We start from the raw sequence: 22,773 nt of genomic DNA, 5'->3' as shown, positions 1-22,773 counted from the left end.
GCTTTCTTGTCGGAACGGTGTGCGGTGGCGGGGAGGGGTCAGTGGTGTACGGGGACGCGGGCGCCGGCGGTCTCGGCGGTCTCGTCGGCGGGGGCCCGGCGTTCCAGCGCGGCGGACCAGAGGGCGAGGCCGAGCGCGGCGGCGGCGAGGACGGCGCCGACCCAGTTCGGGGAGGTGTAGCCGAAACCGGCGGCGATGACCGTGCCCCCGAGCCAGGCGGCGAGCGCGTTGCCGAGGTTGAAGGCGCCGATGTTGACGGCGGAGGCCAGGGTCGGCGCGCCGTGCGCCTGGTCGAGGACGCGCTTCTGGAGCGGGGGCACGGTGGCGAAGCCGAGCGCGCCGACGAGGAGGACGGTGATCGCGGCGAGGACCTTGTGGTGCGCGGTCACGGTGAACAGCGCGAGGACGAGCGCCAGGCCGCCGAGGGCCGCGTACAGCAGGGGCATCAGCGCGCGGTCGGCGAAGCGGCCGCCGAGGAGGTTGCCGAGGAACATGCCGACGCCGAAGAGCACGAGCAGCCACGTGACGGAGCCGTCCGCGTAACCGGCGACGTGGGTCATCATCGGTGCGATGTAGGTGATCGCGGCGAAGACGCCGCCGAAGCCGAGTACGGTCATGGCCATCGCGAGCAGGACCTGCGGGTTGCGGAAGGCCTTGAGCTCGCCGCGCAGACGGGCGCCTTCGGGGCGGGGCGTGGCGGGCACGAGCCTGGCGATGCCAAGGAGCCCGACCACACCGAGCGCGGCGACGACGGCGAAGGTGGTGCGCCAGCCCACGGTCTGCCCGATGAAGGTGCCGAGCGGCACGCCGACGATGTTGGCGACGGTCAGCCCGGTGAACATGGTGGCGATGGCGCCGGCCTTCTTGTCCGGCGCGACCAGCTCGGCGGCCACGACCGACCCGATGCCGAAGAAGGACCCGTGGGCGAGCGAGGCGACCACGCGGCCGGTCAGCATCAGACCGAAGGTCGGAGCGAGCGCGGAGAGCAGGTTGCCGAGCACGAACAGCCCCATGAGCAGCATCAGCATCCGCTTGCGGCTGACCCTGGTCCCGAAGACGGTGAGCAGGGGAGCACCGATGACCACGCCGAGCGCGTAGCCGGTGACCAGGAGGCCGGCGGTGGGGATGGTGACGCCGTAGTCGGCGGCGATCCGGGGCAGCAGACCCATGATCACGAACTCGGTCGTGCCTATGCCGAAAGCTCCGACCGTAAGAGCGAGTAGCGCGAGCGGCATGGTTCGCCCCCTTCCAGAATTGCTTGAGCGATCCCTTTGCACGCTCCGACAATAGTTGCACGCGCGCTATATATGCAAGCGCGGGCAAGGGGTGCGGTCTGGGTGGTGTCGACTGCGGGTGGAGCCGGGCCGGGGGCTGCGAGGGGCTGCTCGGCGTCTCCGGGGGCGGAGTGGTCACGGGCACGTCGGGCCGGTGGGTCGTGAGGCGGATCGTGGGGTGGACCGGTGATCGGCCGTCCGGAGGTCGCCCGGGCGTCGCCTGCTGGTCGGCGGCCTTGCCGCCCCCGCGCGTGAGGAGGCGGACCGGGGTGTTCCGCCGAACGGGAATCCCGCTCGGCAAGAGGTCTCCCCGGTCGCCTCCGCCTCACCCCCAGCGTTCGGACAGCTGGGCGAAGAACGCCTCCGGTGTCACCGCGTAGCCGCCAGGGCCGAGCACCGCGACCGGATCGCCGTCGGCGAGCACGGTCGGCGTCGCCTCGACCCCGCCGCGCTCGAAAGCGGCGGAGACGGTGCGCGCCCAGGGCAGGTAGACGCCCCCGGACACCTTGCTCGCGAACGCTTCGGTGGCCAGCCCCGGCACCTCCTCGGCCAGCTTCAGCAGCGTCTCGTCGTCGGCGAAGCCGTCCTCCTCCTCGGGAGGCTGCTCGGCGTAGAGCAGCCTCAGGTAGAGCGCGAACGGCTCGCTCCCCTCGTCCAGGGCCGCGCCCAGCGCGGCCAGGGCGTGCAGCGACCCGCTGCCGCCGGGGTCGTCGAGGAACGTCGCGAAGTGGTACTCGACCCGGAAGCGCCCGGCGTCGGCCGCCTCCCGGATCACCGTGCCCAGTCCGTTCTCCATTCGCTTGCAGTACGGGCAGCGCGGGTCCAGGTACACGCCGAGCACGTGCGCGGCGCCCTCGTCGCCGTAGCGCACGACGGTGTTGCCGGGGCCGGAGGTGTGCGCGGGAACGGGCGTCGCCCCGCCGGGGGTGTCAGAGGTCATGCGGCCAGGCTGCGCCCGCCGCGCCACCCGCGCAAAAGGAGCGTCCCCGACGGAAGGGCGCGGTCCGGCTGCCGTACGGGCCACGCGTGGGGACCGTGTGCGGAGGTCAAAGGGCGGGGGAGGGCGGGTGGTTGGCCGGGCGGGGAGGGAATCGGGGGTATGCGGACCCGGACCCGGCTATGGACCCGGATATGGACCCGGACTCGGATGCGGTCCCGGGCGCGGGCGCCGATCTTATGGCTGGAAACGATGTCCGGATTATTGCCGTTCTTTTCTGAAAAGACGGGTATCTGGGGTCGCACGGCAATCGAATCGGATGAAGCGGGATTCACTGTTCCGCAGGGAGGGGACGTCATGGCCGTACGTATCCTGAGGAAGAACACCGTTCTCGCCGCAGCGCTGGTCTGCGCGGGTGCCACCGCTCTCGTCGGCTGCGGGGACGGCGACTCGGACGAGGCCTTCGCCGGGCAGAGCGCCGACGCCATCGCGGCCGAGGCCGTGAAGGCGACCCGTGACGCCGACTCCGTGCGGATCACCGGCACTTCACAGGTGCAGGGCGCACCCGCGGCGATGAAGACGGAGTTCCAGGTCGACGAGAAGGACAACTGTCTCGGCACGCTGTCGATGAACGACGCGAAGGCCGACGTCCGACAGGCCGGCGAGAACGTCTACGTCCGGGGCAACGAGCGGTTCTGGCAGAACGCCCTGCAGGGCCGGCCCGGCACGGACACGGCCGTCGACCGGCTCCAGGGCAAGTGGGTCAAGAGCGGGCCCGGCGACAAGTCCACCCAGGGCATGTGCGACAAGCAGACCCTCCTGGCCGCCATGGACAGTGACAAGTCCGAGCGCGACGGCATGCGGCGCGGCGCCACCACCGAGGTGGACGGCGAGGACGCACTGATCCTCACCAAGCAGCAGGCCGGCGGCGAGAAGCTGACCTTGTACGTCGCCACCGAGGGCGCCCCCTACATCCTCAAGGCGGTCTCCGAGGGCGGCAAGCAGCCCGGCGAGACGCTGTTCAGCGACTACAACGAGAAGGTCGAGGTGGAGCAGCCGCCGGCCGGCGAGGTGGTCGACCCCAAGACCGTCACCGCGAAGGGCTGACCGGACCGCCCCGGCCGGGCCCACCTCCGCCCCGATCGGCCCCGCTCCCGCCCGGGAGGCGCGCGCTTCTTCCCCGGCGTACGGATCAGAGCGGCGCGAGGAGCATCAGGATCTCGTCGCGGTCGTCGTCCGCCGCGAGCCGGAGGGCGCCCGGCCACCGGCCGACCTCCCTCCAGCCGAGCCGTCCGTAGAAGTCCTCCAGACCGAGGCCGTCGCGGACGGCGAGGCGCAGCTGTTCCAGGCCCATCTCCTCCTTGGCCACCCCGCGCGCCTCCTCCATGAGGGCACGCCCGATCCCCCGGCCGCGTACGGCCGTGCGGGTCTGGACGTGGTGGACGGTGCCCCAGTGCGCGACCAGTCCGGACGGATCGCGGCGGACGACGAGCCAGCCCGCGAGTTCCCCGTCCACGGTCGCCGTGAGCAGTCGGCCGGTGTCGGGGGAGAGCCGGCCGACGACGCGGTCGAGGGCCGGGGCCACCGTGGCGGCGTCGACGGGCGGGAACGGGAATCCCGCGGCGCCGCCCGCGTTGGTGACCTCGACCCAGCACTCGACGAGAGCGCGCCGGACGCGTGGGGTGACGTCGTCCGGAGAGGTGAACTGCCGGAAGGCGGGTGCGGAGGTCATCCTGTGATAATCGCACCCGCCTTCCGGCGTACCCGGGAGCGGCCGCATCGGGCCTGCCGGGTGCCCGGACCCGTTCCCCTGGCCCTGGCCGCCCGCCAGGCCGACCCCGCGTCGCACGACAGCCCGCCTCCCTGGTGCCGCGATCAGCCGACGAGACGGTAGAGGCTCCTGCCGACGAGCCACATCCCCAGGAGAAGGCAGAGAGACACCACGGCCGGCTCCTTGCGGCGCGGCAGCCGTTCGCGCAGACCCGGCAAGGTGCGCCGGGCCTTCTCCGGTGAGAACACCACGTACAGCTCCATGGCGAGCAGGGTGGAAGTGGCCAGCAGGCAGAAGAACGCGAGCGCCGCGAAGGACGTGCCCCGGGAAAGGTCGGCCTGGACGATGGTGGTGCCCGCGGCGCCGACCATCCCCCAGGGCTGGAGGAGTACGGCGAGGATCATGGCGGACCGGACGGTGGCGCCCTCGCCCGGTTCCTCCGCGGACATCGCGGATGTCGCGGATGTCGCGGGCGTCGCGGAGGGACCGGACGGAGGGGCGGTCGGCGTACCGGCGGCACGGCGGTTCCGGCGACGCCGCCGCTCGCCGTGAACGACCAGGCCCACGCCGATGAGCAGCGTGGCCACGAGCGCGGCGACGGACGGCGGGGAGCGGGGCGGGGGCGGCTGTCCACCGGTGAGGAGGAGGACGGCCGCCGTCACCGCCACCAGGCACGCCGGCCAGGCGAGGATGAACGCCACCCCTTTTCGCGCTCCCCGGGAAGAAGCCAGCACCGGCACGAAGGCCATGAGGGGCAACGGGAAGAGAATGACCGCCAGACCGATGAGGACCAGGTCGATCACCACGGCGTCACCAGCCCCTTCGCTCTGTCCCGAACGGAGGGACGGACCGGGTCGTCGTGGATGCCGTCCTCACGGACGGGAGGCTCGTGCAACCATCGTGGCCCAGCCCCCGACCCGGGGCAACGCGACTCCCGCCCGGCTCAGGTGTCCTTCCAGACGAGCGGGTACGCCTCGCCCCCGGCCTGCTCCACCCACCGGAGCCGGTCGTGCACGAGGGCGCGCCGGTCGCCGGGGGTCCGCTCCATCAGCCTGCGCAGGAGGTCGCGCGTCCCGCGCAGGGCCATCGGTGACCCGTGGGCGGCGAGGATCACGTCGTCGACGGCGGTCCGGACGTACTGGCCCCACCCGGGAAACGGGACACTCACCCTCGTACGCCCGTCAGGATCGTCGAACCGGCCGACGTCCAGGTCCCGGTCGGCGAGGCGTACCAGCAGGTCCTCCAGGCGGACCAGGGCGTCCACCGCCGTGGCCGGATCGTTCACCGCGGACGACAGGGCGCGGAGGGCGATGTCGGCGAGAAGCCTGAAGGGCAGCTCGGGATCCTGGTCGAAGGTCCGCTCGACCCCCGTCGACAGGACCGCGCGAAGCGCGTCCTCCCCCGCGCCGCCCGGGGTGACCCGGGCGATCACCGTGCCTTCCGTCAGGGTCGTACCGGGGGAGACCCGGAAGACGACCGAGAAGTCGTCCTCCCGGGCGAGGCCGAGGAGGGCGGGCACGTCGATGTTCTGCAGCACGACCGGCGGCCCCGTCCAGCGGACCGCCACGCCCGTGCCGGCCGCCGGGAGCGGCGACGGGGCGGTGACCGGTCCGGCCGGGACGTACGGGTGGACGTAGAGGGTGTCGTACAGGCGGTGCGCGCGGGCGGCGATCGCGGTGAGCGAGTGGCCGAGCTGGATCGAGTCGAACGCCTTCATCTGCAGTGTGCGCATCATGCCGAGCGCGACCAGGGTGAGGGCCATGGCCGCGCCGGGAACGAGGACGGAGACGTCTTTCCGGAAACCGATGGCCAGACCCGAGGTGACGCAGAAGACGAACACGCCGATGGTGAGGGCGAACGTGCGCCAGACGACCGGTTCCTGACGGAACAGACCGAGGCGGGGGGTGAACGTGCTCGCGGAGAACTGCACCACGAGGAAGAGCACCGAGTAGATGATGCTGACCAGGCTGATGACACCGAACCCCAGGGTGAACAGCACGCCGACCACCCGGCCCGCGTCCACCCGGGGCCCCGCCGTGATCAGGGGGGCCAGCAGCCCCAGCCCCAGGCCGACGACAGCGCACAGCAACTGGGACAGGTCCCTGCGCATGGCACGCGTGGGCCGTCGGAGCGACGCGGTCCGCCGCCGTCGTGGTCGTACCCCGGAACAGGCGGCGACAGGGGCGCGGTCGGGCATCCGGCCTCCTCCGGGTCCCGTCACGGCCCTGCGGCGTCACGAGCCGGCGGTACGTGAAAGGGTACGTGTACGTGGCGGATCGAGAAGGGGCGCGCGTCCCGAGAGCCCTCGGGGCGGCCGGGCCCGGTGTGCCGACGGTTCCGCATCGGCACGTGTCAGGAGTGGTCCCTCCTGAGCGAGTCCCTGACGCCACGGGCGCGTTCACGGACGTCCCTCACGGCTTCACGGGCCTTCGCCCTCGTCCGGTCGGTCCTGCCCTCCGTCTCGAGCCTCTGGTCGCCGGTGATCCTTCCGGTGATCTCCTTGACCCTGCCTTTGAACCTGTCCGCGGCACCGCTCATGTCCGTGCTTCCTTCTTCCGATCGACCGTGCCGACCAGGGGAGACGGTCCCTCTCCGGCCGTGCGGTCGCCGGGCAACTCTCAGGACCGGGTGATCGACGCCGGGTGATCACCGGCTTCCCGTCCGACGGCCTCGCCGTGCTGATCGGGTGCGCACCGCCTCCCATTGCATCACCAAAGGTTCGTGTACGCATCAGAACCGGGCCCCCGGCACGTGAAACGCGCGCGCAGCGCGTTCTCCGCGACCCACAGGGGCAGGGGCACCGGATTCGCGGCCCGGAGTCGGGGCTTTCGGGAGGAACGTCGAGTGGTTCCGTCCCTGCGGGTGCGGGCACCGCCCCGGCTGCTCCTCGTGAGGTGAGGTGAGGTGAGGTGAAGTGGGGTGGGGTGCGGTGGGGCGAGATGGTGAGGCGGCGGGCGGGACAAGGGTGCACACTGATCCTGAAGTTCCGCACACTCCTGTTCCGTCCCGTCGCCGGCCAGGCCCATCCGTACGAACCGCCGGCCCCCTCCAGTCGTTCGACCCGAACGACGTGGAGACGTGGCGACTCCCGGAGCTCCGAGGAGTTCCGGGACGCTCCGCTCGGGCAAGCCGGAGGAGGACACATGGCGACGTCACGAGGCTCCGCGTCCCGTGCCGGACCGGAGGGCGGCGCCGGCGGAGCGCCGTCCCCCGCTCCCGCGGCCGACCCGGCGGACCAACTGGCCCGTCTGGGCCGCTCGTGGGTCTGGCTCCTCGGCGCCGCGACGGCGACGCTCGTCCCGGGCGTTCTGGCGCTCGTCTGGCCGGACGTCACCCTGCACGTCCTGGCCGTACTCATCGGGGTGTACCTGCTGCTGGCCGGCGCCTTCCGGTTCGTGGCCGTGTTCGGGCGCGACGGCGACCGCGTGCCCGGCCTCATCGTGGCCGTCCTGTGCTTCCTGGGCGGGGTGCTGTGCCTGCGGAACCCGCTCCAGACGATCGCCGCGCTCTCACTGATCACCGGCGCCGTCTGGCTGGTGTCCGGCATCGTCACCCTCTACACGGCCGTCGCCGCCAGGGACATGCCGCACCGCGGCGTCGTCATGGCCGTCGCGGCCCTCGGCATCGTCGCGGGGATCGTGGTCCTGGCACTGCCGACGGAATCGGCTCGGGCCCTGACCAGGCTGCTCGGCCTGTGGCTCGTCCTCCTCGGCCTGGCGGAGACGGCCGTCGCGCTGGCGTGGCGGTCGGCGCTGCGCAGGGCGGGCACCACGGGCCACGACCTGCCCGGCCCGGCCCTCTGACGACAGCCGTGTCGCCCCTCGGGGCCGGCCTCACGCATCCGTGTCCCCATGAGGGAGGGCTACGAGGCCCACCGCGCTCCCCGCAGGTGCGAGGTGCGAGGTGCGAGGTTCGTCACCGCGCGCCCGGCGATCCCGGAAACGGAGAGATCATGTACATCGCCTACGACTACCCGCTGCTCAACGTCTTCTGGACCATGCTCTGGTTCTTCCTGTGGGTCCTGTGGTTCATCCTGCTCTTCCGGATCATCACCGACATCTTCCGGGACAAGGACATGAGCGGATGGGCCAAAGCGGGCTGGCTCGTCCTCACCATCCTGCTGCCCTTCCTCGGTGTCCTCGTCTACGTGATCGCCCGCGGCAAGGACATGGGCCGGCGCGAGATCGCCCAGGCCCGCGCCCAGCAGAGGGACTTCGACACCTGCATCCGCGAGACCGCGGCCGGCGGCACGCGGTCCAGCAGCGTCGACGAACTGGCCAGGCTCTCCGAACTCCGCTCCCGCGGACACATCACCGCCGAGGAGTTCGACAGGGCGAAGGCGCTGATCCTGACCGACGACCGGCCCGCCCCGGGGCCCGGCTCCTCCGTGCCCCCCACCCCCGGACGCTGACCACGCCCGACGACCGACCGGGGGACGAGGGAGCGCGCTGACCGCCCTTTCCCCCCTTCCCCGCCGGGTCTGCCCGCCATCGGCTTGCGCGACCCGGCGCGGGGTTCTCAGAGGTGGCCGTCCAGGAACTCCCGCACCTCGGCGTCGGTCATGGGCCCCGTGCCGTGCGCCACCGCCTCCCCCTCCTTCAGGAGGACGCAGGACGCCGCTCCGGTGACCCCGTACCGCTCGGTCGCGGCCGGACAACGCGCGATGTCGGCACGGACGACCGTCAGACGGCCCGCGTACTCGTCGGCGACGCCGCCCACGACGAGGTCCATCGCCCGGCAGGCCTCGATCGCCTTGGGCCACGTCCCGATGAAGTACGCCAGGACCGGGACCCCGCTCATCCCGAGGACGAAATCGAACTCCGCGTCCTCGCGGGGCCGGTGCACCCGCTTCGTCATGGAGGCTCCTGTCCTCGTGATCCGTCTGTCCTCGTGATCCGTCTTCTCGCCCCATCATCTCCCGTACGACGGGCTCGGACGCGCGGTGCCCGAGGCGCCGGGCCGGTGGGTCCGGTCAGCCGAAAGTACGCCGGTAGGTCTGCGGGCTGACGCCGGTGGTGCGTTTGAAACGGTCGCGGAACGCGGTGGGCGAGCCGAAGCCGACCTGGCCGCCGATGCGCTCCACGGAGTGCTCCGTGGTCTCCAGCAGGTGCTGTGCCTGACGGATGCGGGCCCGGTGGAGCCACTGGAGCGGGGTGGTGCCGGTCTGGTCGCGGAACCGCCGGATCAGGGTCCGGGTGCTGGTGCCGGACCGCGCGGCGATGTCGGCCAGGGTGAGGTCGCGGGCCAGGTTCTCGCGGAGCCAGGCGAGCAGCGCCTCCAGTTCGGAGCCCTGCGGCGTGGGGGTGTGGTCGTGGACGATGAACTGCGCCTGGCCGCCCTCTCGTTCGAGGGGCATCACCGACAGGCGGGCGGCGTCGGCGGCGACCGCCGACCCGTAGTCCCGGCGGATCATGTGCAGACACAGGTCCAGGCCCGCGGCCGCGCCGGCCGAGGTGAGGAACCGGCCGTTGTCGACGTACAGGACGTCCGGGTCGACGTGGACGCCCGGGTGGAGGGAGGCCAGGAGCCCGGCCGCCTGCCAGTGGGTCGTCACGCGCAGCCCGTCGAGGAGCCCGGTGGCGGCCAGGGGGAAGGTGCCCACACAGATGGAGGCGATCCGGGTGCCGTCGGCGGCGGCCGACCGCAGCGCGTCGCGCACGGTGGGGGAGAGCGGGGCCGCGGGATCGGCGACGCCCGGCACGACGACCGTGTCCGCGTCCCGGAGGCCCTCCAGGCCCCAGGGGGCGCGCAGGGTGAAGGCACCGGCGTCGATCTCGGCGCGCTCGGCGCAGACCCGGACCTGGTAACCGGGCCGCCCGTCGGGCAGGCGGGTCCGCGAGAAGACCTCGATCGGGGTGGACAGGTCGAACGGGATCACCTGGTCCAACGCGAGAACGGCGACGGTGTGCATGGCCGGAACCTACCTCCTCGCCATCCGAAGGCTCCAGGAAGGCCCCTGGAAACCCCCACGTCATCGTGGTCCCGAAGCCCTGAAGGGCTCGTGGCAATTTCCCGTTGGAAACTGTCATTCCTGCCACTGGGCGACCGGGTCGGCGGACGGTTGACTTCAACGCGCCGCCTTCGGCACGTCGCCTTCGGCGTATGGCTCCACCGCGTCGGCTCCACCGAGCCGGCTTCAACGCGCTGGTTTCGGCGCGGCACAGAGAGACCGATTCCGAGGAACGCCCATGCACATCCAGATCGTCCTGTTCGACGGTTTCGACCCGCTCGACGTCGTCGCCCCCTACGAGGTGCTCCACGCCGGCGGCACGGCATCGGGCGGCGCGGTGACCGTCGAGCTGGTCTCCGCGGAGGGCCCCCGCGAGGTGACCAGCGGCACCGGAGGCCTTGCGCTGCGCGCCACCGGCACCCTCGACCCGGAGCGGGCGGACACGATCCTCGTGCCCGGCGCCTCCGGCCGCGTGGGCGAACCCGGCGAGCTCCCGGAGGAAGAGGCGGGCGCCGGCGAGCGGAAGCAGGACGAGACCGTCCCGGTCCTGCTGGGCCGTGTACTGACCACCGAACTCCCCGCGCTCCTCGGGCGGGCGATGGACGACCCGGACGTCACGGTCGCCACCGTGTGCGGCGGCTCCCTCGTCCTGGCCCTGGCCGGCCTGCTGGAGGGCCGCCACGCCACCACCCACCACCTGGGCCTGGACCTGCTGGACGCCACCGGCGCCCACGCGATCCGCGCCCGGGTCGTCGACGACGGCGACCTGGTCACCGGCGCCGGCGTCACCTCCGGGCTCGACCTGGGCCTGTACCTGCTCGAACGCGAACTGGGCCCCCGCGTCGCCCACGCCGTCGAGGAGCTGTTCGCCCACGAGCGGCGCGGCACCGTCTGGCGCGCCCGGGGCCCGGTCCCCGCCGCCCTCTGAACCCCACCACCCCTCCGTACCGCATCGCACCGCACAGTCAGGAAGAACCTCGGCATGTCCATCGAAGGCACCTGGGACCTGTCCCTCTCCACCCCCCTCGGCAGGATGGGGGCCGTGCTCGAACTCCGTGAGCAGGACACCGTCCTGACCGGCGTCGCCCACGGAGCCGGCGAGCGGGTACCGCTCGTCGACATCGTCCTCGACGGCGACCGTCTCACCTGGGAGCAGGCCGTCACCAAGCCCATGCGGCTGAACCTGGCGTTCGACGTGACGGTCGACGGCGACACCCTCCGGGGCACCTCCAGGGCCGGCCGCCTCCCGGCCTCGAAGGTCACCGGCGAGCGCCGGACCGTCCCGGAGCGCCGGGCGTGACCAAGCTCCTGCTGTCCCTGCACGTCCTGGCCGCCATCGTCGCCGTCGGCCCGGTCACCGTCGCCGCGAGCATGTTCCCCGCGACACTGCGCCGTGCCCTCGGCGACCCCGGTGACGGCGACGCCCGGACGACCCTGCGGACACTGCACCGCATCTGCCGGGTCTACGCCGGCGTCGGCATCGCCGTCCCCGTCTTCGGCTTCGCCACGGCCAGTGGTCTCGGCGTCCTCGGCGACGCCTGGCTGATCACCTCGATCCTGCTGACCGCGGCCGCCGCCGGCGTCCTGGCCCTGCTCGTCCTGCCCGCCCAGGACGGCGCGCTGGCCGGGACGACGGATCGCTCCGCGCCACCGATTCCCACGAACCCGGGACGACTGGCCATGCTCACCGGTGTCTTCAACCTGCTGTGGGCCACCGTCACCGTCCTGATGATCGTCCGCCCCGGCTCCACGACGGGGGTGTGACCATGGACTCGCGCCACCCCCGCTCCCTGCGCGTCGCGGCCCGGGTCGAGCTGATCTCGCTGATCGTGATGCTGGCCAACGCGTTCACCGTCCACCTCGCACCCGTCTCGTCCCTTATGGGCCCCACCCACGGCTGCGCCTACCTGTTCGTCGTGATCGCGACCTGGCGTCTCCGACGGGCCCCGGCCACCGCCAAGGCACTGGCCCTCGTTCCGGGCGTCGGAGGGCTGCTCGCGCTACGACGGTCCGACCGCGCCGGCACCGCCGGGACGGGAACGGACGGGCGATCGTACGGCCGGGCCCCGTCTCTACGGTCCGGCCCCTCGGCCCCGCCCGGCCGCGGACTGTGACGACCCGTGGGGCAGGGTAGGGGCATGTCCACCTACAACACGATGGCGTACCACCTGGAGACCGAGCGGCTGATCATGCGGCCGTGGGCCGAGTCGGACGCCCCCGAGTTCTGCGCCCTCCTCTCCGAACGCGGCAACGGGACGCCTCCGGTCGAACGCATCCGGACGGCCGTCGCGAAGCTGCTCGCCGCGACGGAGGAGACGGGCATCGCCCTGCTGCCCGTCCAGCGCCGCGACGAGGGCGACTTCATCGGCTACTGCGGGCTGATCATCGGCCGCACCACCCTGGAGGAGCCCGAAATCGCGTACGAGCTGTTCCAGCGCGTGCACGGACGCGGTTACGCCACCGAGGCCGCCGCCGCGGTGCTCGACGCCGCCGCGGCGACCGGACGGAAGCGGCTCTGGTCGACCGTCGGCACGTGGAACGGACCGTCGCTCCGCGTCCTCGAGAAGCTCGGGTTCGAGCGGGACCGCGTCTCCATGGAGGAGAACGGCGAAGTGGCTTGGCTCACGCGTGCGTTGCCGTGAGGCGCGTGCCGGTTCGCGGAGCGGGGTTCCGGCATCCGACGGTGTTCACGAGCGCGACGGGAGGATAGCTTTGTGATCATGAACTTATCGAGCGACAGCACCACCGACCAGGCACCGGCCGATCCGGCCGCCACGGACGACGTGCTCGCCCATCAGCCCATCGGTTACTGGAGCGGCCGCGTGCACGAGGCCGTGACCCGGCACCTGCGCGACGCCATGGCCCGGATCGACGTCACCCAGCCCCAGTACTGGGTGCTCAACCGGGTGAACGGCGGGCCCGCGGTGCCGAGCGTCGAAGAGGTGATCGCCCAACTGGCCCCCCTCGCGGGCGGACGGCACGAGATCTCCCGGACCGTCGGCCAACTGCTCCACCGCGGCTGGCTCCGGACCGATGCCGCAGGGAACCTGCACCTCACCGAGACCGGGGAGGCGGCCAGATCCCGACTGCGCGAACTGGCCACCGAACTGCGCGCCGAGGTCCACCGGGGCATCGACGACGAGGAGTACGTGGCCGCGCTCAAGGTGCTGCGCACGATGATCGCCAACGTCGAGGGAGCGGGAGAGTCCTGAGAGGGGCCCGGCGGGTGGCACCGGGAGAACCGGGCGCACCCCGGCGGGCGGCCATACCGGGACGGCTGGACGCACCCCGGCGATCAGCGTCATGGTGACCAGCAGGCCCGGGGCCCGGCCGCGACCGTCAGGACGGCGAAGGCCCCGATCGCGAAGAGCGCGTCCTCGTCCCGGTCCGGCCCGGCCCCGTCCACCCACGGGGCCGGTTCACTCGTCACGGTGATACGGGCCGCGCCGCCTCCCCGTCCCGTACGGGCTCGGGCAGCGTGGCCCCATGCACGCCCGCCGCACCCCGTACCTCCTGATCGTCGCGCTCCTCACGACCGGCTGCGTGGCCGTTTCGCACGAACCCGCCCCGGGCCGGCCTGACCGCCCCGCCGCCCTCGCCCCGGCCGCCGAACGCGGCCCCTCACCACTGCCGACCCGGCCGGACCCCGTACAGGCGGCCCCGCGCGAGGCGCTCGCCACCACGGAGCCCCGGACCGAAGCCGCCCGAGCGCCCGCCCACCACCGGCCGACGGCGGAGAAGAACGGGACGGGAGCCGCCTCCCAGTCCCCGAAGAAGACGGAGGCGGCGAAGAAACCGAGGAACCTGAAGAACCCGAAGAACCCGAAGAAGCCGAAGAAGAAACGGACGCGAGCCGTCCCCCGCCCCTCGAAGAAGAAGCAACACCTCCGGACCCGCAACCGCCCGTCCACCACCACCGCCGGGCAGCCCGAGCTGCGCCGGCTCTGCCGACAGGCCGAGCGGATCGACGCGCCCATGGGCGCGGCCGACCTCTGCCGGGGGATGTACGGCCGGTGAGCGCGCACCTCCGGGAGACTGCCGGTGAGCGCCCACCTCCGGGGGAACGGGCTCAGACCCCGTCGAAGGGCCAGGACTCGATGTCGCGGTAGCGGATCGGCCCCGGGCCGCGCCCGAAGTCGCTGCCGACCAGGTGCAGTCGCCCGGCCCGCCACCGGCGGCCGGTGAACCCGGTGAGTCCGGCGGCGGCCTCCGCCACGGAGGCGGTGTCGGTACGGCGGGCGCGGGCCAGCGTCAGATGCGGGCGCAACGGCCGGTCCTCGAAGGGGATCCCGCACGCCTTGACCACGGCACGGACCCCGGCCGCGAGCCCGTGCAGCCCCTCCAGGTCCCCGTCGATCCCGCTCCACAGCACCCGGTCGTCGAAGTGCCCGCCGCCGCGCAGCGCCAGCTCGACCGGCCGGTGCGAGGCCGCGAGTTCCGCGAGCGGCGGCCGGAGGAGCGGAACGGTCCCGACCGGGAGCTCACCGAGGAACGCCAGCGTGATGTGCCAGTCCTCGATGCGGTTCCACCGCATGCGCGGGTACGCCTCGTAGGCCGGGCCCAGCGCGTCGGCCAGCTCGTCCTTCGCGTCGTCGGGCGGCGCGAGCGCGATGAACACGCGTACGGTCGCGGACCGCGCCCGTACGTCCCCGCCGGACCCGCCGGGCTCACTAGACCCGTCGGACTCACCAGACCCACCGGCCCCACCGGGTCCGGGCCCTTCCCCCATGTTCCGTTCCCCGCTCACCGTTCGCCGTCCCGCTCTGCTCCGAGGCGAGGGTACGCGGCCGGCGCGCCGCGACCGGCGCCGGCCCCGGAGGCCCGGGACCGGAGCGCGGCCCGCGGGTTCACGCCCCGGGGCCACCGCCGGGGCCGTCGAGGGTGATCGCCTGTACGGGGCAGGCGCGGGCGGCCTCGCGGACCAGCGTCCCGCGGCCGTCCTCCCGGCCCGGCACGACCGTACCGAACCCGTCGTCGTCCTGGGTGAAGACGTCCGGCGAGGTCAGGGCGCACTGCCCGGCGCCGATGCAGACGTCCCCGTCGATCGAGACACGCACGTGTGTCGCCCCCTCACCAGGTCACGGGGAGTTCGAGCATCCCCTGGATCGTGTCGCCCGGCTTGAACGGGATCTCCTCGGCGGGGACGGCGAGCCGCAGCCCCGGCAGCCGGCGCAGGAGCGTCCCGAGCGCGATCTCCAGCTCCGCGCGGGCCAGATTCTGCCCCAGGCACTGGTGGATGCCGAAGCCGAACGCCACGTGGTGGCGGGCGGGGCGCTCCCAGTCGAGGGTGTCCGGGTCGCCGTAGGCGGCGGTGTCCCGGTTGATGACGGACGTCGAGAACACCACGCCCTCACCCGCCCGGATCACCGTCCCGGCGACGTCGACGTCCTCGCGCGCGACCCGCAGCAGCCCGTCCGCGATGGACAGGAACCGCAGCAGCTCCTCCACGGCGGCGGGCACGAGCCCGGGATCGGCCCGCAGCTCGGCGAGCCGCTCCGGGTGACGCAGCAGCGTGAACGCGCCGAGGGAGATCATGTTCGCCGTGGTCTCGTGCCCCGCGACGAGGAGGATCGTGGCGAGCTGCACCAGTTCCTGCCGGTCGGGCCCGCCGTCCCCGGCCTCCCCGCGCGCCACCAGGTCGTCGAGGACGCCCTCGCCGGGCTCCCTCCGCTTCCGGTCGATCAGGTCGCCGAGGTAACCCTCGAGGCGGGCGAGCGCGTCCTCGGTGTCCGTGCCCGTCGGCCCGCGCAGCAGCCGCCGCGACTGCTCCTCGAAGAAGTCGTGGTCCGCGTACGGCACGCCGAGCAGGTCGCAGATGACGATCGAGGGCACGGGCAGCGCGAACGCGCTCACCAGCTCGGCCGGCGGCCCCTGGGCCTCCATCGCGTCGAGCAGCCGGTCCACGGTCTCCTGGATGCGGGGCCGGAGGCGCTCGGCGCGCTTGAGGGTGAAGCTCGGGATGAGCATCCGGCGCTGGACGTTGTGCTCGGGGTCGTCCCAGCCGAGCAGCGCCGCGCGCCGCCGCCTGCGCAGGCCCGCCACCCGCTCGGTCGGCAGCGGGAAGTCGTCCCGCGTGGAGTCGGTCGACAGGCGCTGGTCCGCGAGCAGCGCCCGGGCGGTCGCGTGGCCGGAGACGAGCCACACCTCCCGTCCGTCCCAGAGGGTCACCCGCGACAGCGGGCCCTCGTCGTCGGCGCGGGGATAGGCGGCGGGCGGGTGGTAGGGACAGGTGCGGCTCTGGGGGAACGCCACGGGCTGTGTCACGGACTCCGCCTCGGACCGAGTCTCGGATTGAGCCTCGGACCGCGTCTCGGACCGAGTAGTGGACTGCGTCTCGGACCGTGTCACGGGTTGCGTCATGGGGGCCTCGCTAGGGGCGAATCGGTGGCTCTGACGTCGCTTCCGTCACCACTACATGCCTCAGGCACCTATCCGGTCTACGCACAGTTCGGCCAATCCACCGGAATGGCCCCGTACCTTCCGTCTTCCCCGTGTTCCTGCGGGTTCGCAGCACCCGAGCAGGGGACGGGAGGTGTCCGGTCGGACCATGGAAACCCCGCCCGACCCGATGTCAGGAGTGGCCGATAATCCGCCCTACCGCCCTACCGCCCTACCGCCCTACCGCCCTTCCGGGGCACCGACCCGCCCGCCCCGGGAAGGGAGTTCCCCCTCCGGGGCGGGCGGGTCCGGAATCAGTGCCGGCCGGGGACCCGGCGGCGCCGGGTGAGCACCAGGATCCCGGCGCCCGCGGCGGCGAGGACTCCGGCGGCCACCGTGTACGGGGTGAACTGCGCCCCCGTGGTCGCGAGCGAGCCGTCGCCGTGGCCGGTCGCGGACGGCGAGGGCGCCGTCGTGCCGGGCGCGGCGGGGGCGGAGGCGTCCTCCGTGGGCGGCGCGGAGGGCCCGGAGGTCCCCGGCGCCGTCGTCTCCGGGGCGCCGGGCGCGGTGCCGTCGCCGGTGGGAGGCGTGGTGGAGGGTGCCGGGCCGGAGGGCTCGGTGCCGGGCCGCGGGGAGGTCGGCGTCGGCGCGGGTGTGGTGCCCGGACCGTCCGGCGCCGGCTTGCAGCCGAAGGTCGAGGAGCCGTTCCACGGGTAGTTGTGGGTCTCGTTGCCCGTCCCGTGGGTCCGCAGGTCGCCGCCGACGTAGACGCGGCCGTTCGTACTGGCCGTCAGGTCCGCGGACGCCTTGGGCGCGAGGATCGAGCCCATGAAGTTCCCGCCGCCGCCGAGGGTGATCGCCGGGGACGCCTCGAAGTTGTAGAGGATCCGGGACGCGGCCTCCCCGAAGCGCGCGGACTCGTACGCGTCGACCCGGTCGCCGTCGAAGCCGACGGACAGGGGGGAGATGCCGACGGGGCTGCCGCCCGTCACGTTCACCACGACCGGGGCGCCGTCGGGGATCGACCGGAAGTCGAAGGACGAGGCTCCGTCGAGCTTCCCGGCGGAGATCTCGAACACCTGCGGGCTGCCGGAGCCGACGCCCTCGAAGGTGACGGTGCCGCCCGAGCGCACGCTCGTACCGGTCGGCCTCAGCGCGCCCAGGGACGTCGACTCGCCCCGCAGGGTGTCGCCGAAGGCGTCGTACGGGGTGAGGGCGCCCCGCGCGCCCAGCCCCGAGAAGCGGCTGCCGCCGTTCGTCTCCAGGTCGCCCTTCTCGTCGATCTTCCCCCCGACGCGGACGGCGCCGCCGTAACGGGGGCCGGCCGTGAGGCCGTGGCCGACGTCGACCCGCGTGCCCTCGGCGATCGTGAGGTCCCCGCCCACGGAGAGCATGACCGCTCCGGAGTCCGGCAGGATGCCCGAACCGGCTCCGACCCGGCCCACGTTGAAGACGCCGCCGGACGCCTTGGCGAAGGTGGCGTTCCCGCCGATGACGAGCAGGCCCTCGGCCTCGGCGGTCGCGCCGTCGGCGGTGTAGTCGCCGCCGGCGTAGAGGGCCACGTTGGCGTCGAGGAACCGCGGCTCGTGACCGATGCCGGGCTCCGCACCGGGAGCCGGACAGGTCCGGGCGGTGCCCGGCGCGGGGGCGAAGGGCACGGCCGGGGCGTTGCCCGCGGTGGTGAGGCCGAGGACGATCCCGACGGCCACGGCGCTGCTCAGCCGCGTGCGCGCTCTTCCGGTGTTGCTCATGTACGTGAACCTTTCCGATGTCCTGTGAGGGGTGTGAGGGCCAGGGGGTCAGGGGACAGGAGGGGAGGGGGCCTCAGTCGGTCTCGGCCCGCAGGACGGCGCGGGTGAGCGGGCCGTAGACCCCGTTCTCCTGCGGGATGTTCCGGGCCACCTGGTAGCGGCGCAGGGCCACTTCCACGGACTCGCCGAAGAGGCCGTCGGCCGGACCCAGGTACAGCTGGAGCTGCTGGAGCCGCCGCTGGAGATCGACGACTCCGGGCCCGGTGCTTCCCCGCGCGACGTCGCCCCGCCTGTTCTCGTCCCTCCGGTCCTCGTCCCACCCGTTCTCGTCCCGGCCGTCCTCGCCACGGCCGGGGCGCGGGGAACGGTGGCGGTGGTGCGACGGCGACGACGTGGCCGTCGGGGTGGCCGGAGAGGCCGTGGTGGGGGCGGCCGTGGCCGTGGGGGAGTCGGTGGCGGCGCCGGAGGACGGGGGTCCTGACACGGAGGGGACGGTCGAGGACGAGGCGGGCGGCGTCGTCCGCGCGGTGCTCACGCCGGGACCCCGGGGAGTCCCGGGGGCGGTGTCCCGGGCGGGGGACGGGGCGCGCGTGGCGAGTTCGGGAAGCGAGACGGACGGGTTCGACGCCGGTACGGAGTCGGGCCCGGCGGAGGACCACACCGCCACCGCGGCGCCGAGCCCCGCGGAGAGCGCACCCGCGAGCATCAGGGGAAGCGGCATGGACCGCCACGCCGGAACCGTCGCACGGGCGTGCCGGGACCGTCGGGACGCGTGGGCGGGACCCCTGCTCCCGGAGGGGACCTTCGGCAACCGGGCGGTCACGTCGAAGAGTTCGATGTCCTGCCCCCGCGCCCCGTTGCCGTCCGGACTCGGCTCGGCGACCTTCCCGAAGACGCGGTCGCCCCGGTGCTCCGCGCTCGCCGGGTCGTGAACGACGGAAGCGATCGCTGTGGTCGGGGCAGCCCTGTTGCGCATCACGTGCTCCAGACGAGGTAAAGCCGAGGGAAGTGTGGCGAAGTCGTGGAGATGTTGACCGCTGTTCAAAGCAAGCGTCAACTGTTCCCAAAGAAGGACGAATCGACCCTTCCGAGACCTTGTTTCTTAAAGGACTTTTAATGCGTGACGCAGGTCACATGGAAAGGTGGTCCGTACGGCCTTCCGGGCCGCCGACGCGACGTGTTCCGACGGCCTTTCCGGGAGCCGCCGCCCACCGGCCGCGAGGGCCCGGGCGTTGTCAGACCCATGGGCAAGGATGTTCCCATGACGAACGTTTCCGCCGTTGAGGCGTCTTTCAGCATGTCCGGTCGCGCCGAGTACGAGGCCGCCGTCCAGCGTCTGCGCGAAGCCTCCCGCACCTACTACGGCGCGGGCTACAGCCTCATGGACGACGCCACGTACGACCGGCTGCGCCTGACGGTGCTGAACTGGGAGGCGGAGCACCCCGACGAGACCGCTCCGGACTCACCCACGGACCGGGTCGCCGACGGTGTCGCTCCCGCCGGCGACGTCGCCCACACCTCGCGCCTCCTCAGCCTCGACAACGTCTTCGCTCCCGAACAGCTCGTGGCCTGGGGCGCGTCGCTCCGGCGCCGCCTGGGGCACGAGCCGGTGGGCGGGTTCACCGTCGAGCCGAAGATGGACGGCGCGGCCGTCGCCGCCCGCTACCGCGACGGCCGGCTCGTGCAGATCGTCACGCGCGGCGACGGCACCCACGGCGAGGACGTCAGCCATGTCATCGGCACCGTCGTGGGCCTCCCCGAGCAGCTGCCCGTGCCCGCCACCTTCGAAGCCAGGGGCGAAGTCCTGTTCACCCAGGAGCAGTTCGAGGCGGCGAACGAGATACGCGCCGCGCACGGCGCCGCCGTCTTCGTCAACCCCCGCAACGGAACGGCCGGCACGCTGCGGGCGAAGGACCGCCCGTACCGGCTCGCCATGACCTTCTGGGCGTACGGCGCCGTCGAACTGGACGGTGTGCCCTTCCTGCCCGTCGGCGCCGGACACGCCGAGACCCTCGCCGCCGTCGCGCGGGCCGGGGTGCGGACCACGGCGGACACCCCGGCCGGACTGCACGTGGTCGCCACGCTCGACGAGGCGCAGGAGCGGGTCGACGCCGTCGCCGCGATGCGCGCGAGCCTGCCGTTCGGCATCGACGGCGTCGTCGTCAAGGCCGACAGCGCCACCGAACAGGCGGCGGTCGGCTTCGGCACCCGCTTCCCCCACTGGGCCGTCGCCTACAAGCTCCCCGCCGTCGAACGGCAGACCGTCCTCCAGGACGTGTTCTGGGAGGTCGGCCGCACGGGCGTGCTCGCCCCCACCGGGGTGCTCGCCCCGGTGGAACTCGACGGCTCCACGGTCACCCGCGCCACCCTCCACAACCCGGCCGACATCCTCCGCCGCGACCTCCACATCGGCGACACCGTGACCGTGTACAAGGCCGGCGACATCATCCCGCGCGTCCAGGCCGCCGTCGTCGAGCTCCGCCCGCGGGACGCCGCCCCCGTCCCGCTGCCCCGGGAGTGTCCCCACTGCGGCGGCGGGATCGACAAGAGCCAGGAGCGGTGGCGCTGCGCGAAGGGCACCGCCTGCGCGCTCGCCCCGCTCATCGAGTACGCCGCCGGCCGCGACGTCCTCGACATCGACGGTCTCGGCAGGAAGTACGTCGACGCGCTGATCGCCTCCGGTGACGTCGGTGACGTCGCCGACCTGTTCACCCTCACCGAGGAGCAGCTCACCACCGCCTCCGGCAGCGCCAAGCGCGGCGCCGGACTGGCCGAGCAGATCCGGCTCGCCAAGGCCCGCCCCCTCAGCCGCGTCTTCTGCGCCCTCGGCGTCCCCGGCACCGGCCGCAGCATGTCCCGGCGCATCGCCGTCCACTTCGGCACGATGGAGGCCATCCGCGCGGCCGACGCCGACACCCTCCAGGACGTCGAGGGCATAGGCCCGGAGAAGGCTCCGGTCGTGGTCGAGCAGGTCGCCGCGCTCGCTCCCGTGATCGACAAGCTGATCGCGGCCGGCGTCACCATGACCGAGCCGCGGCCCGAGCAGGCCGAGGACGCCGTCGGGGGACCGCTGAGCGGGAAGACCGTCGTCGTGACCGGGAAGATGACCGGCCCCCTCGACGGCTGGGCACGCTCCGAGATGGGCGCCCTCATCGAGAAGGCCGGCGGCCGCATGGGCAGCGGCGTCAACTCCCGGACCGCCTTCCTGGTCGCCGCCCCGACGGCCAGCGGCAAACCGAGCTCCAAGGCGGTCAAGGCACAGGAGGCGGGCGTCGAGGTGCTGACCCCGGAGGACTTCGCGGTCCTGGTCGCCGACTACCTGGACTGAACCCGGGCCCCCGGGGCACGGCCGCCCGGACCATTGCTCGCCGTGCGGGCGGCCCGGAGATCGCACAGGGACGCACCCGCCGCGTCCGGAACGGACCGACGACTGCGGCCCGGACCGGCCCGGACCGTGAGTCTCCGGCGTCGCCGATGTCACGGCTCGGCCGGTGACGGCGTCCGGTCAGGCCGCCTTGCCCGATTCCTCGGGTGCGGAGGCGGTCACGACCCGGGGCAGGGCGCCCGGGTGCTCCCGTGCCAGCCAGCGCACGAGTTCCTCCCGTACGGCGCAGCGGGTCGTCCACAGGTCGTCGGCGTCCTTGGCGGTCACGATCGCGCGGACCGTGATGGAGGTCGGCGACGTGTCGGTGACGGCCAGGTCCCAGCCCCGCCCGTCCCAGGTCGAACAGGCGGCGAGGAACTCCCTCAGGTGCGCCCGCATGAGCGCGACGGGTGTGGAGTGGTCGCAGTGGACGAAGACCGCACCCGTCATCTGGGCACCGCCCCGCGACCAGTTCTCGAACGGACGCGAGGTGAAGTACGAGACCGGCAGCGTCACCCGGCGCTCGTCCCAGGTCCTGACCGTGAGGAAGGTGAGCGTCACCTCCTCCACGAGGCCCCACTCGCCGTCGACGACGACCGTGTCCCCGATGCGGACCATGTCGCCGAAGGCGATCTGGAAACCGGCGAAGAGGTTGCCGAGCGTCGACTGCGCCGCCACGCCGGCCACGATGCCGATGATCCCGGCCGAGGCCAGCAGGGACGTGCCGAGGGTGCGGAAGGAGGGGAAGGTGACGAGGGCGGCGGCGCCCGCGAGCACCACGACGGCGACCGCCACCACCCGTGTGATCAGCGTGACCTGCGTACGGACCCGGCGCAGCCGTGCGGCGTCCCGCGCGCGCCCGGCGTAGCGCGCGTACGAGGACTCGACGACGGCCGAGGCCGCCCGGATCGTCAGCCAGGCGCCGCCGCCTATCAGGCACAGCAGCAGCACGTGGAGCACCATTTGGGAGTGCTCCTCCAGTACGGGCGCGGCCGACGCCGGATAGGTCCAGCGGAGCAGGGCGGTCAGCAGGACGACGAACAGCGGCGTACGGCAGCGGCGCAGCAGCCCCCACAGTGGTGTCTCGTGGTGCCGCGCGTCCGCGTGGCAGGCCAGCAGATCCACCGCGCGGACCACGACGAACGCCACGAGGGCCGAGCCGCCGACGGAAGCCGCCAGCCGAAGAACGCTCTCCATGTGCTCCCCAGTCGATGAGTCGAACAGGTTCGTCGATTACGCCTGACCGTCGCCCGGCACCCCAAACATTCCGCCGGACCGCCACCGGCCCGGGGCCGCCCCACCTGGCCCTTCGGCGATCCCGTAGAGCGGGGCTCCGACGCCCGCGACG

26 protein-coding genes are annotated in these 22,773 nt (G+C 73.0%); 11 read left to right on the top strand and 15 right to left on the bottom strand.

Features of this window, described 5'->3' with window-relative positions:
• Positions 1-38 precede the first annotated feature (38 nt).
• Both ACFY7E_RS19210 and ACFY7E_RS19205 read right to left on the bottom strand, forming a co-directional pair.
• Positions 39-1,235, bottom strand: a complete 1,197-nt coding sequence (locus tag ACFY7E_RS19210) for an MFS transporter (RefSeq protein ID WP_389486338.1) — start codon at positions 1,233-1,235, stop codon at positions 39-41.
• A gap of 364 nt (positions 1,236-1,599) precedes the next feature.
• Positions 1,600-2,214: a DsbA family protein gene (locus ACFY7E_RS19205; RefSeq protein WP_389486336.1), complete on the bottom strand. Its 615-nt coding sequence runs from the start codon at positions 2,212-2,214 to the stop codon at positions 1,600-1,602.
• Between the two features lie 354 nt (positions 2,215-2,568).
• Here ACFY7E_RS19205 and ACFY7E_RS19200 point away from each other — a divergent pair, with 354 nt between their 5' ends.
• A complete protein-coding gene (locus ACFY7E_RS19200) occupies positions 2,569-3,318 on the top strand; it encodes a hypothetical protein (protein WP_389486334.1) in 750 nt (249 codons plus the stop codon).
• A gap of 85 nt (positions 3,319-3,403) precedes the next feature.
• On the opposite strand, the gene ACFY7E_RS19195 is transcribed toward ACFY7E_RS19200, so the two are convergent.
• The 4 genes from ACFY7E_RS19195 to ACFY7E_RS19180 all read right to left on the bottom strand — a co-directional run bounded on the left by ACFY7E_RS19195 (position 3,404) and on the right by ACFY7E_RS19180 (position 6,520).
• Complete coding sequence (locus tag ACFY7E_RS19195; RefSeq protein WP_389486332.1) at positions 3,404-3,943, bottom strand: GNAT family N-acetyltransferase; 540 nt, start codon at positions 3,941-3,943, stop codon at positions 3,404-3,406.
• 143 nt (positions 3,944-4,086) lie between these two features.
• Positions 4,087-4,788 (bottom strand): GAP family protein, encoded by a 702-nt coding sequence (locus ACFY7E_RS19190; RefSeq protein ID WP_389486330.1) that lies wholly within the window; start codon positions 4,786-4,788, stop codon positions 4,087-4,089.
• A gap of 137 nt (positions 4,789-4,925) precedes the next feature.
• Positions 4,926-6,092 carry a DUF2254 family protein gene (locus tag ACFY7E_RS19185; RefSeq protein ID WP_389486328.1) on the bottom strand — a complete coding sequence of 389 codons (1,167 nt, stop codon included), beginning with the start codon at positions 6,090-6,092 and terminating at the stop codon, positions 4,926-4,928.
• 242 nt (positions 6,093-6,334) lie between these two features.
• Complete coding sequence (locus tag ACFY7E_RS19180) at positions 6,335-6,520, bottom strand: CsbD family protein (protein WP_389486326.1); 186 nt, start codon at positions 6,518-6,520, stop codon at positions 6,335-6,337.
• Between the two features lie 605 nt (positions 6,521-7,125).
• Between ACFY7E_RS19180 and ACFY7E_RS19175 the strand changes: the two genes are divergently transcribed.
• Both ACFY7E_RS19175 and ACFY7E_RS19170 read left to right on the top strand, forming a co-directional pair.
• Positions 7,126-7,785 carry an HdeD family acid-resistance protein gene (locus ACFY7E_RS19175; protein ID WP_389486324.1) on the top strand — a complete coding sequence of 220 codons (660 nt, stop codon included), beginning with the start codon at positions 7,126-7,128 and terminating at the stop codon, positions 7,783-7,785.
• 149 nt (positions 7,786-7,934) lie between these two features.
• Positions 7,935-8,393: an SHOCT domain-containing protein gene (locus ACFY7E_RS19170; protein WP_389486322.1), complete on the top strand. Its 459-nt coding sequence runs from the start codon at positions 7,935-7,937 to the stop codon at positions 8,391-8,393.
• A gap of 107 nt (positions 8,394-8,500) precedes the next feature.
• Here ACFY7E_RS19170 and ACFY7E_RS19165 read toward each other — a convergent pair whose 3' ends face one another.
• Together ACFY7E_RS19165 and ACFY7E_RS19160 are read right to left on the bottom strand one after the other, a co-directional pair.
• Complete coding sequence (locus ACFY7E_RS19165) at positions 8,501-8,839, bottom strand: thioredoxin family protein (RefSeq protein WP_389486320.1); 339 nt, start codon at positions 8,837-8,839, stop codon at positions 8,501-8,503.
• A gap of 115 nt (positions 8,840-8,954) precedes the next feature.
• Positions 8,955-9,893 carry a GlxA family transcriptional regulator gene (locus ACFY7E_RS19160; RefSeq protein WP_389486318.1) on the bottom strand — a complete coding sequence of 313 codons (939 nt, stop codon included), beginning with the start codon at positions 9,891-9,893 and terminating at the stop codon, positions 8,955-8,957.
• Positions 9,894-10,170: 277 nt separating this feature from the next.
• Between ACFY7E_RS19160 and ACFY7E_RS19155 the strand changes: the two genes are divergently transcribed.
• From ACFY7E_RS19155 to ACFY7E_RS19130, 6 genes are all read left to right on the top strand, one after another.
• Positions 10,171-10,860, top strand: a complete 690-nt coding sequence (locus tag ACFY7E_RS19155; RefSeq protein WP_389486316.1) for a DJ-1/PfpI family protein — start codon at positions 10,171-10,173, stop codon at positions 10,858-10,860.
• 54 nt (positions 10,861-10,914) lie between these two features.
• Positions 10,915-11,232, top strand: a complete 318-nt coding sequence (locus tag ACFY7E_RS19150; RefSeq protein WP_389486314.1) for a hypothetical protein — start codon at positions 10,915-10,917, stop codon at positions 11,230-11,232.
• On the top strand, positions 11,229-11,696 hold the full coding sequence (locus ACFY7E_RS19145; protein WP_389486312.1) for a hypothetical protein: 468 nt from the start codon (positions 11,229-11,231) through the stop codon (positions 11,694-11,696). Before ACFY7E_RS19150 ends, ACFY7E_RS19145 begins: the two co-directional genes overlap by 4 nt.
• A gap of 2 nt (positions 11,697-11,698) precedes the next feature.
• Entirely contained in the window at positions 11,699-12,046 is a 348-nt protein-coding gene (locus tag ACFY7E_RS19140) for a DUF3817 domain-containing protein (protein ID WP_389486310.1), read from the top strand.
• Between the two features lie 24 nt (positions 12,047-12,070).
• Complete coding sequence (locus ACFY7E_RS19135) at positions 12,071-12,574, top strand: GNAT family N-acetyltransferase (protein ID WP_389486308.1); 504 nt, start codon at positions 12,071-12,073, stop codon at positions 12,572-12,574.
• A gap of 78 nt (positions 12,575-12,652) precedes the next feature.
• Complete coding sequence (locus tag ACFY7E_RS19130) at positions 12,653-13,144, top strand: MarR family winged helix-turn-helix transcriptional regulator (RefSeq protein WP_389486306.1); 492 nt, start codon at positions 12,653-12,655, stop codon at positions 13,142-13,144.
• 89 nt (positions 13,145-13,233) lie between these two features.
• Here the strand turns inward: ACFY7E_RS19130 and ACFY7E_RS19125 are convergent, their stop codons facing one another.
• Positions 13,234-13,362, bottom strand: coding sequence for a hypothetical protein (locus ACFY7E_RS19125; protein WP_389486304.1), 129 nt, complete (start codon positions 13,360-13,362; stop codon positions 13,234-13,236).
• 56 nt (positions 13,363-13,418) lie between these two features.
• Here ACFY7E_RS19125 and ACFY7E_RS19120 point away from each other — a divergent pair, with 56 nt between their 5' ends.
• Complete coding sequence (locus ACFY7E_RS19120) at positions 13,419-13,949, top strand: hypothetical protein (RefSeq protein ID WP_389486302.1); 531 nt, start codon at positions 13,419-13,421, stop codon at positions 13,947-13,949.
• Between the two features lie 52 nt (positions 13,950-14,001).
• Here ACFY7E_RS19120 and thpR read toward each other — a convergent pair whose 3' ends face one another.
• The 5 genes from thpR to ACFY7E_RS19095 all read right to left on the bottom strand — a co-directional run bounded on the left by thpR (position 14,002) and on the right by ACFY7E_RS19095 (position 19,037).
• Positions 14,002-14,550: an RNA 2',3'-cyclic phosphodiesterase gene (thpR, locus tag ACFY7E_RS19115; protein ID WP_389486300.1), complete on the bottom strand. Its 549-nt coding sequence runs from the start codon at positions 14,548-14,550 to the stop codon at positions 14,002-14,004.
• A gap of 229 nt (positions 14,551-14,779) precedes the next feature.
• On the bottom strand, positions 14,780-14,989 hold the full coding sequence (locus ACFY7E_RS19110; RefSeq protein ID WP_383439828.1) for a ferredoxin: 210 nt from the start codon (positions 14,987-14,989) through the stop codon (positions 14,780-14,782).
• A gap of 13 nt (positions 14,990-15,002) precedes the next feature.
• The gene (locus tag ACFY7E_RS19105) at positions 15,003-16,292 is read right to left on the bottom strand and encodes a cytochrome P450 (protein ID WP_389486299.1); all 1,290 of its coding nucleotides are present in this window, start codon (positions 16,290-16,292) and stop codon (positions 15,003-15,005) included.
• A gap of 332 nt (positions 16,293-16,624) precedes the next feature.
• The gene (locus tag ACFY7E_RS19100; protein ID WP_389486297.1) at positions 16,625-18,061 is read right to left on the bottom strand and encodes a choice-of-anchor A family protein; all 1,437 of its coding nucleotides are present in this window, start codon (positions 18,059-18,061) and stop codon (positions 16,625-16,627) included.
• Between the two features lie 73 nt (positions 18,062-18,134).
• Positions 18,135-19,037: a peptidoglycan-binding protein gene (locus ACFY7E_RS19095; RefSeq protein WP_389486295.1), complete on the bottom strand. Its 903-nt coding sequence runs from the start codon at positions 19,035-19,037 to the stop codon at positions 18,135-18,137.
• Between the two features lie 285 nt (positions 19,038-19,322).
• Here ACFY7E_RS19095 and ligA point away from each other — a divergent pair, with 285 nt between their 5' ends.
• On the top strand, positions 19,323-21,389 hold the full coding sequence (gene ligA / locus ACFY7E_RS19090) for an NAD-dependent DNA ligase LigA (RefSeq protein WP_389486293.1): 2,067 nt from the start codon (positions 19,323-19,325) through the stop codon (positions 21,387-21,389).
• A gap of 177 nt (positions 21,390-21,566) precedes the next feature.
• On the opposite strand, the gene ACFY7E_RS19085 is transcribed toward ligA, so the two are convergent.
• The gene (locus ACFY7E_RS19085) at positions 21,567-22,622 is read right to left on the bottom strand and encodes a mechanosensitive ion channel family protein (protein ID WP_389486291.1); all 1,056 of its coding nucleotides are present in this window, start codon (positions 22,620-22,622) and stop codon (positions 21,567-21,569) included.
• Between the last annotated feature and the right edge of the window lie 151 nt (positions 22,623-22,773).

It is taken from the genome of Streptomyces sp. NPDC012825 (assembly GCF_042900925.1).
GTDB lineage: Bacteria > Actinomycetota > Actinomycetes > Streptomycetales > Streptomycetaceae > Streptomyces.
The sequence above is the reverse complement of the archived record's forward strand: the minus strand, read 5'-3'. Positions and strand labels throughout refer to the sequence as shown.

Coding starts and splice junctions, on each gene's coding strand:
- ACFY7E_RS19200 (WP_389486334.1), top strand. CDS start 2,569: ATGGCCGTACGTATCCTGAGGAAGAACACCGTTCTCGCCGCAGCGCTG.
- ACFY7E_RS19095 (WP_389486295.1), bottom strand. CDS start 19,037: ATGCGCAACAGGGCTGCCCCGACCACAGCGATCGCTTCCGTCGTTCAC.
- ACFY7E_RS19170 (WP_389486322.1), top strand. CDS start 7,935: ATGTACATCGCCTACGACTACCCGCTGCTCAACGTCTTCTGGACCATG.
- ACFY7E_RS19160 (WP_389486318.1), bottom strand. CDS start 9,893: ATGCACACCGTCGCCGTTCTCGCGTTGGACCAGGTGATCCCGTTCGAC.
- ACFY7E_RS19180 (WP_389486326.1), bottom strand. CDS start 6,520: ATGAGCGGTGCCGCGGACAGGTTCAAAGGCAGGGTCAAGGAGATCACC.
- ligA (WP_389486293.1), top strand. CDS start 19,323: ATGACGAACGTTTCCGCCGTTGAGGCGTCTTTCAGCATGTCCGGTCGC.
- ACFY7E_RS19150 (WP_389486314.1), top strand. CDS start 10,915: ATGTCCATCGAAGGCACCTGGGACCTGTCCCTCTCCACCCCCCTCGGC.
- ACFY7E_RS19085 (WP_389486291.1), bottom strand. CDS start 22,622: ATGGAGAGCGTTCTTCGGCTGGCGGCTTCCGTCGGCGGCTCGGCCCTC.
- ACFY7E_RS19205 (WP_389486336.1), bottom strand. CDS start 2,214: ATGACCTCTGACACCCCCGGCGGGGCGACGCCCGTTCCCGCGCACACC.
- ACFY7E_RS19185 (WP_389486328.1), bottom strand. CDS start 6,092: ATGCGCAGGGACCTGTCCCAGTTGCTGTGCGCTGTCGTCGGCCTGGGG.
- ACFY7E_RS19165 (WP_389486320.1), bottom strand. CDS start 8,839: ATGACGAAGCGGGTGCACCGGCCCCGCGAGGACGCGGAGTTCGATTTC.
- ACFY7E_RS19155 (WP_389486316.1), top strand. CDS start 10,171: ATGCACATCCAGATCGTCCTGTTCGACGGTTTCGACCCGCTCGACGTC.
- ACFY7E_RS19105 (WP_389486299.1), bottom strand. CDS start 16,292: ATGACGCAACCCGTGACACGGTCCGAGACGCAGTCCACTACTCGGTCC.
- ACFY7E_RS19140 (WP_389486310.1), top strand. CDS start 11,699: ATGGACTCGCGCCACCCCCGCTCCCTGCGCGTCGCGGCCCGGGTCGAG.
- ACFY7E_RS19130 (WP_389486306.1), top strand. CDS start 12,653: ATGAACTTATCGAGCGACAGCACCACCGACCAGGCACCGGCCGATCCG.
- ACFY7E_RS19135 (WP_389486308.1), top strand. CDS start 12,071: ATGTCCACCTACAACACGATGGCGTACCACCTGGAGACCGAGCGGCTG.
- ACFY7E_RS19100 (WP_389486297.1), bottom strand. CDS start 18,061: ATGAGCAACACCGGAAGAGCGCGCACGCGGCTGAGCAGCGCCGTGGCC.
- ACFY7E_RS19195 (WP_389486332.1), bottom strand. CDS start 3,943: ATGACCTCCGCACCCGCCTTCCGGCAGTTCACCTCTCCGGACGACGTC.
- ACFY7E_RS19210 (WP_389486338.1), bottom strand. CDS start 1,235: ATGCCGCTCGCGCTACTCGCTCTTACGGTCGGAGCTTTCGGCATAGGC.
- ACFY7E_RS19120 (WP_389486302.1), top strand. CDS start 13,419: ATGCACGCCCGCCGCACCCCGTACCTCCTGATCGTCGCGCTCCTCACG.
- ACFY7E_RS19175 (WP_389486324.1), top strand. CDS start 7,126: ATGGCGACGTCACGAGGCTCCGCGTCCCGTGCCGGACCGGAGGGCGGC.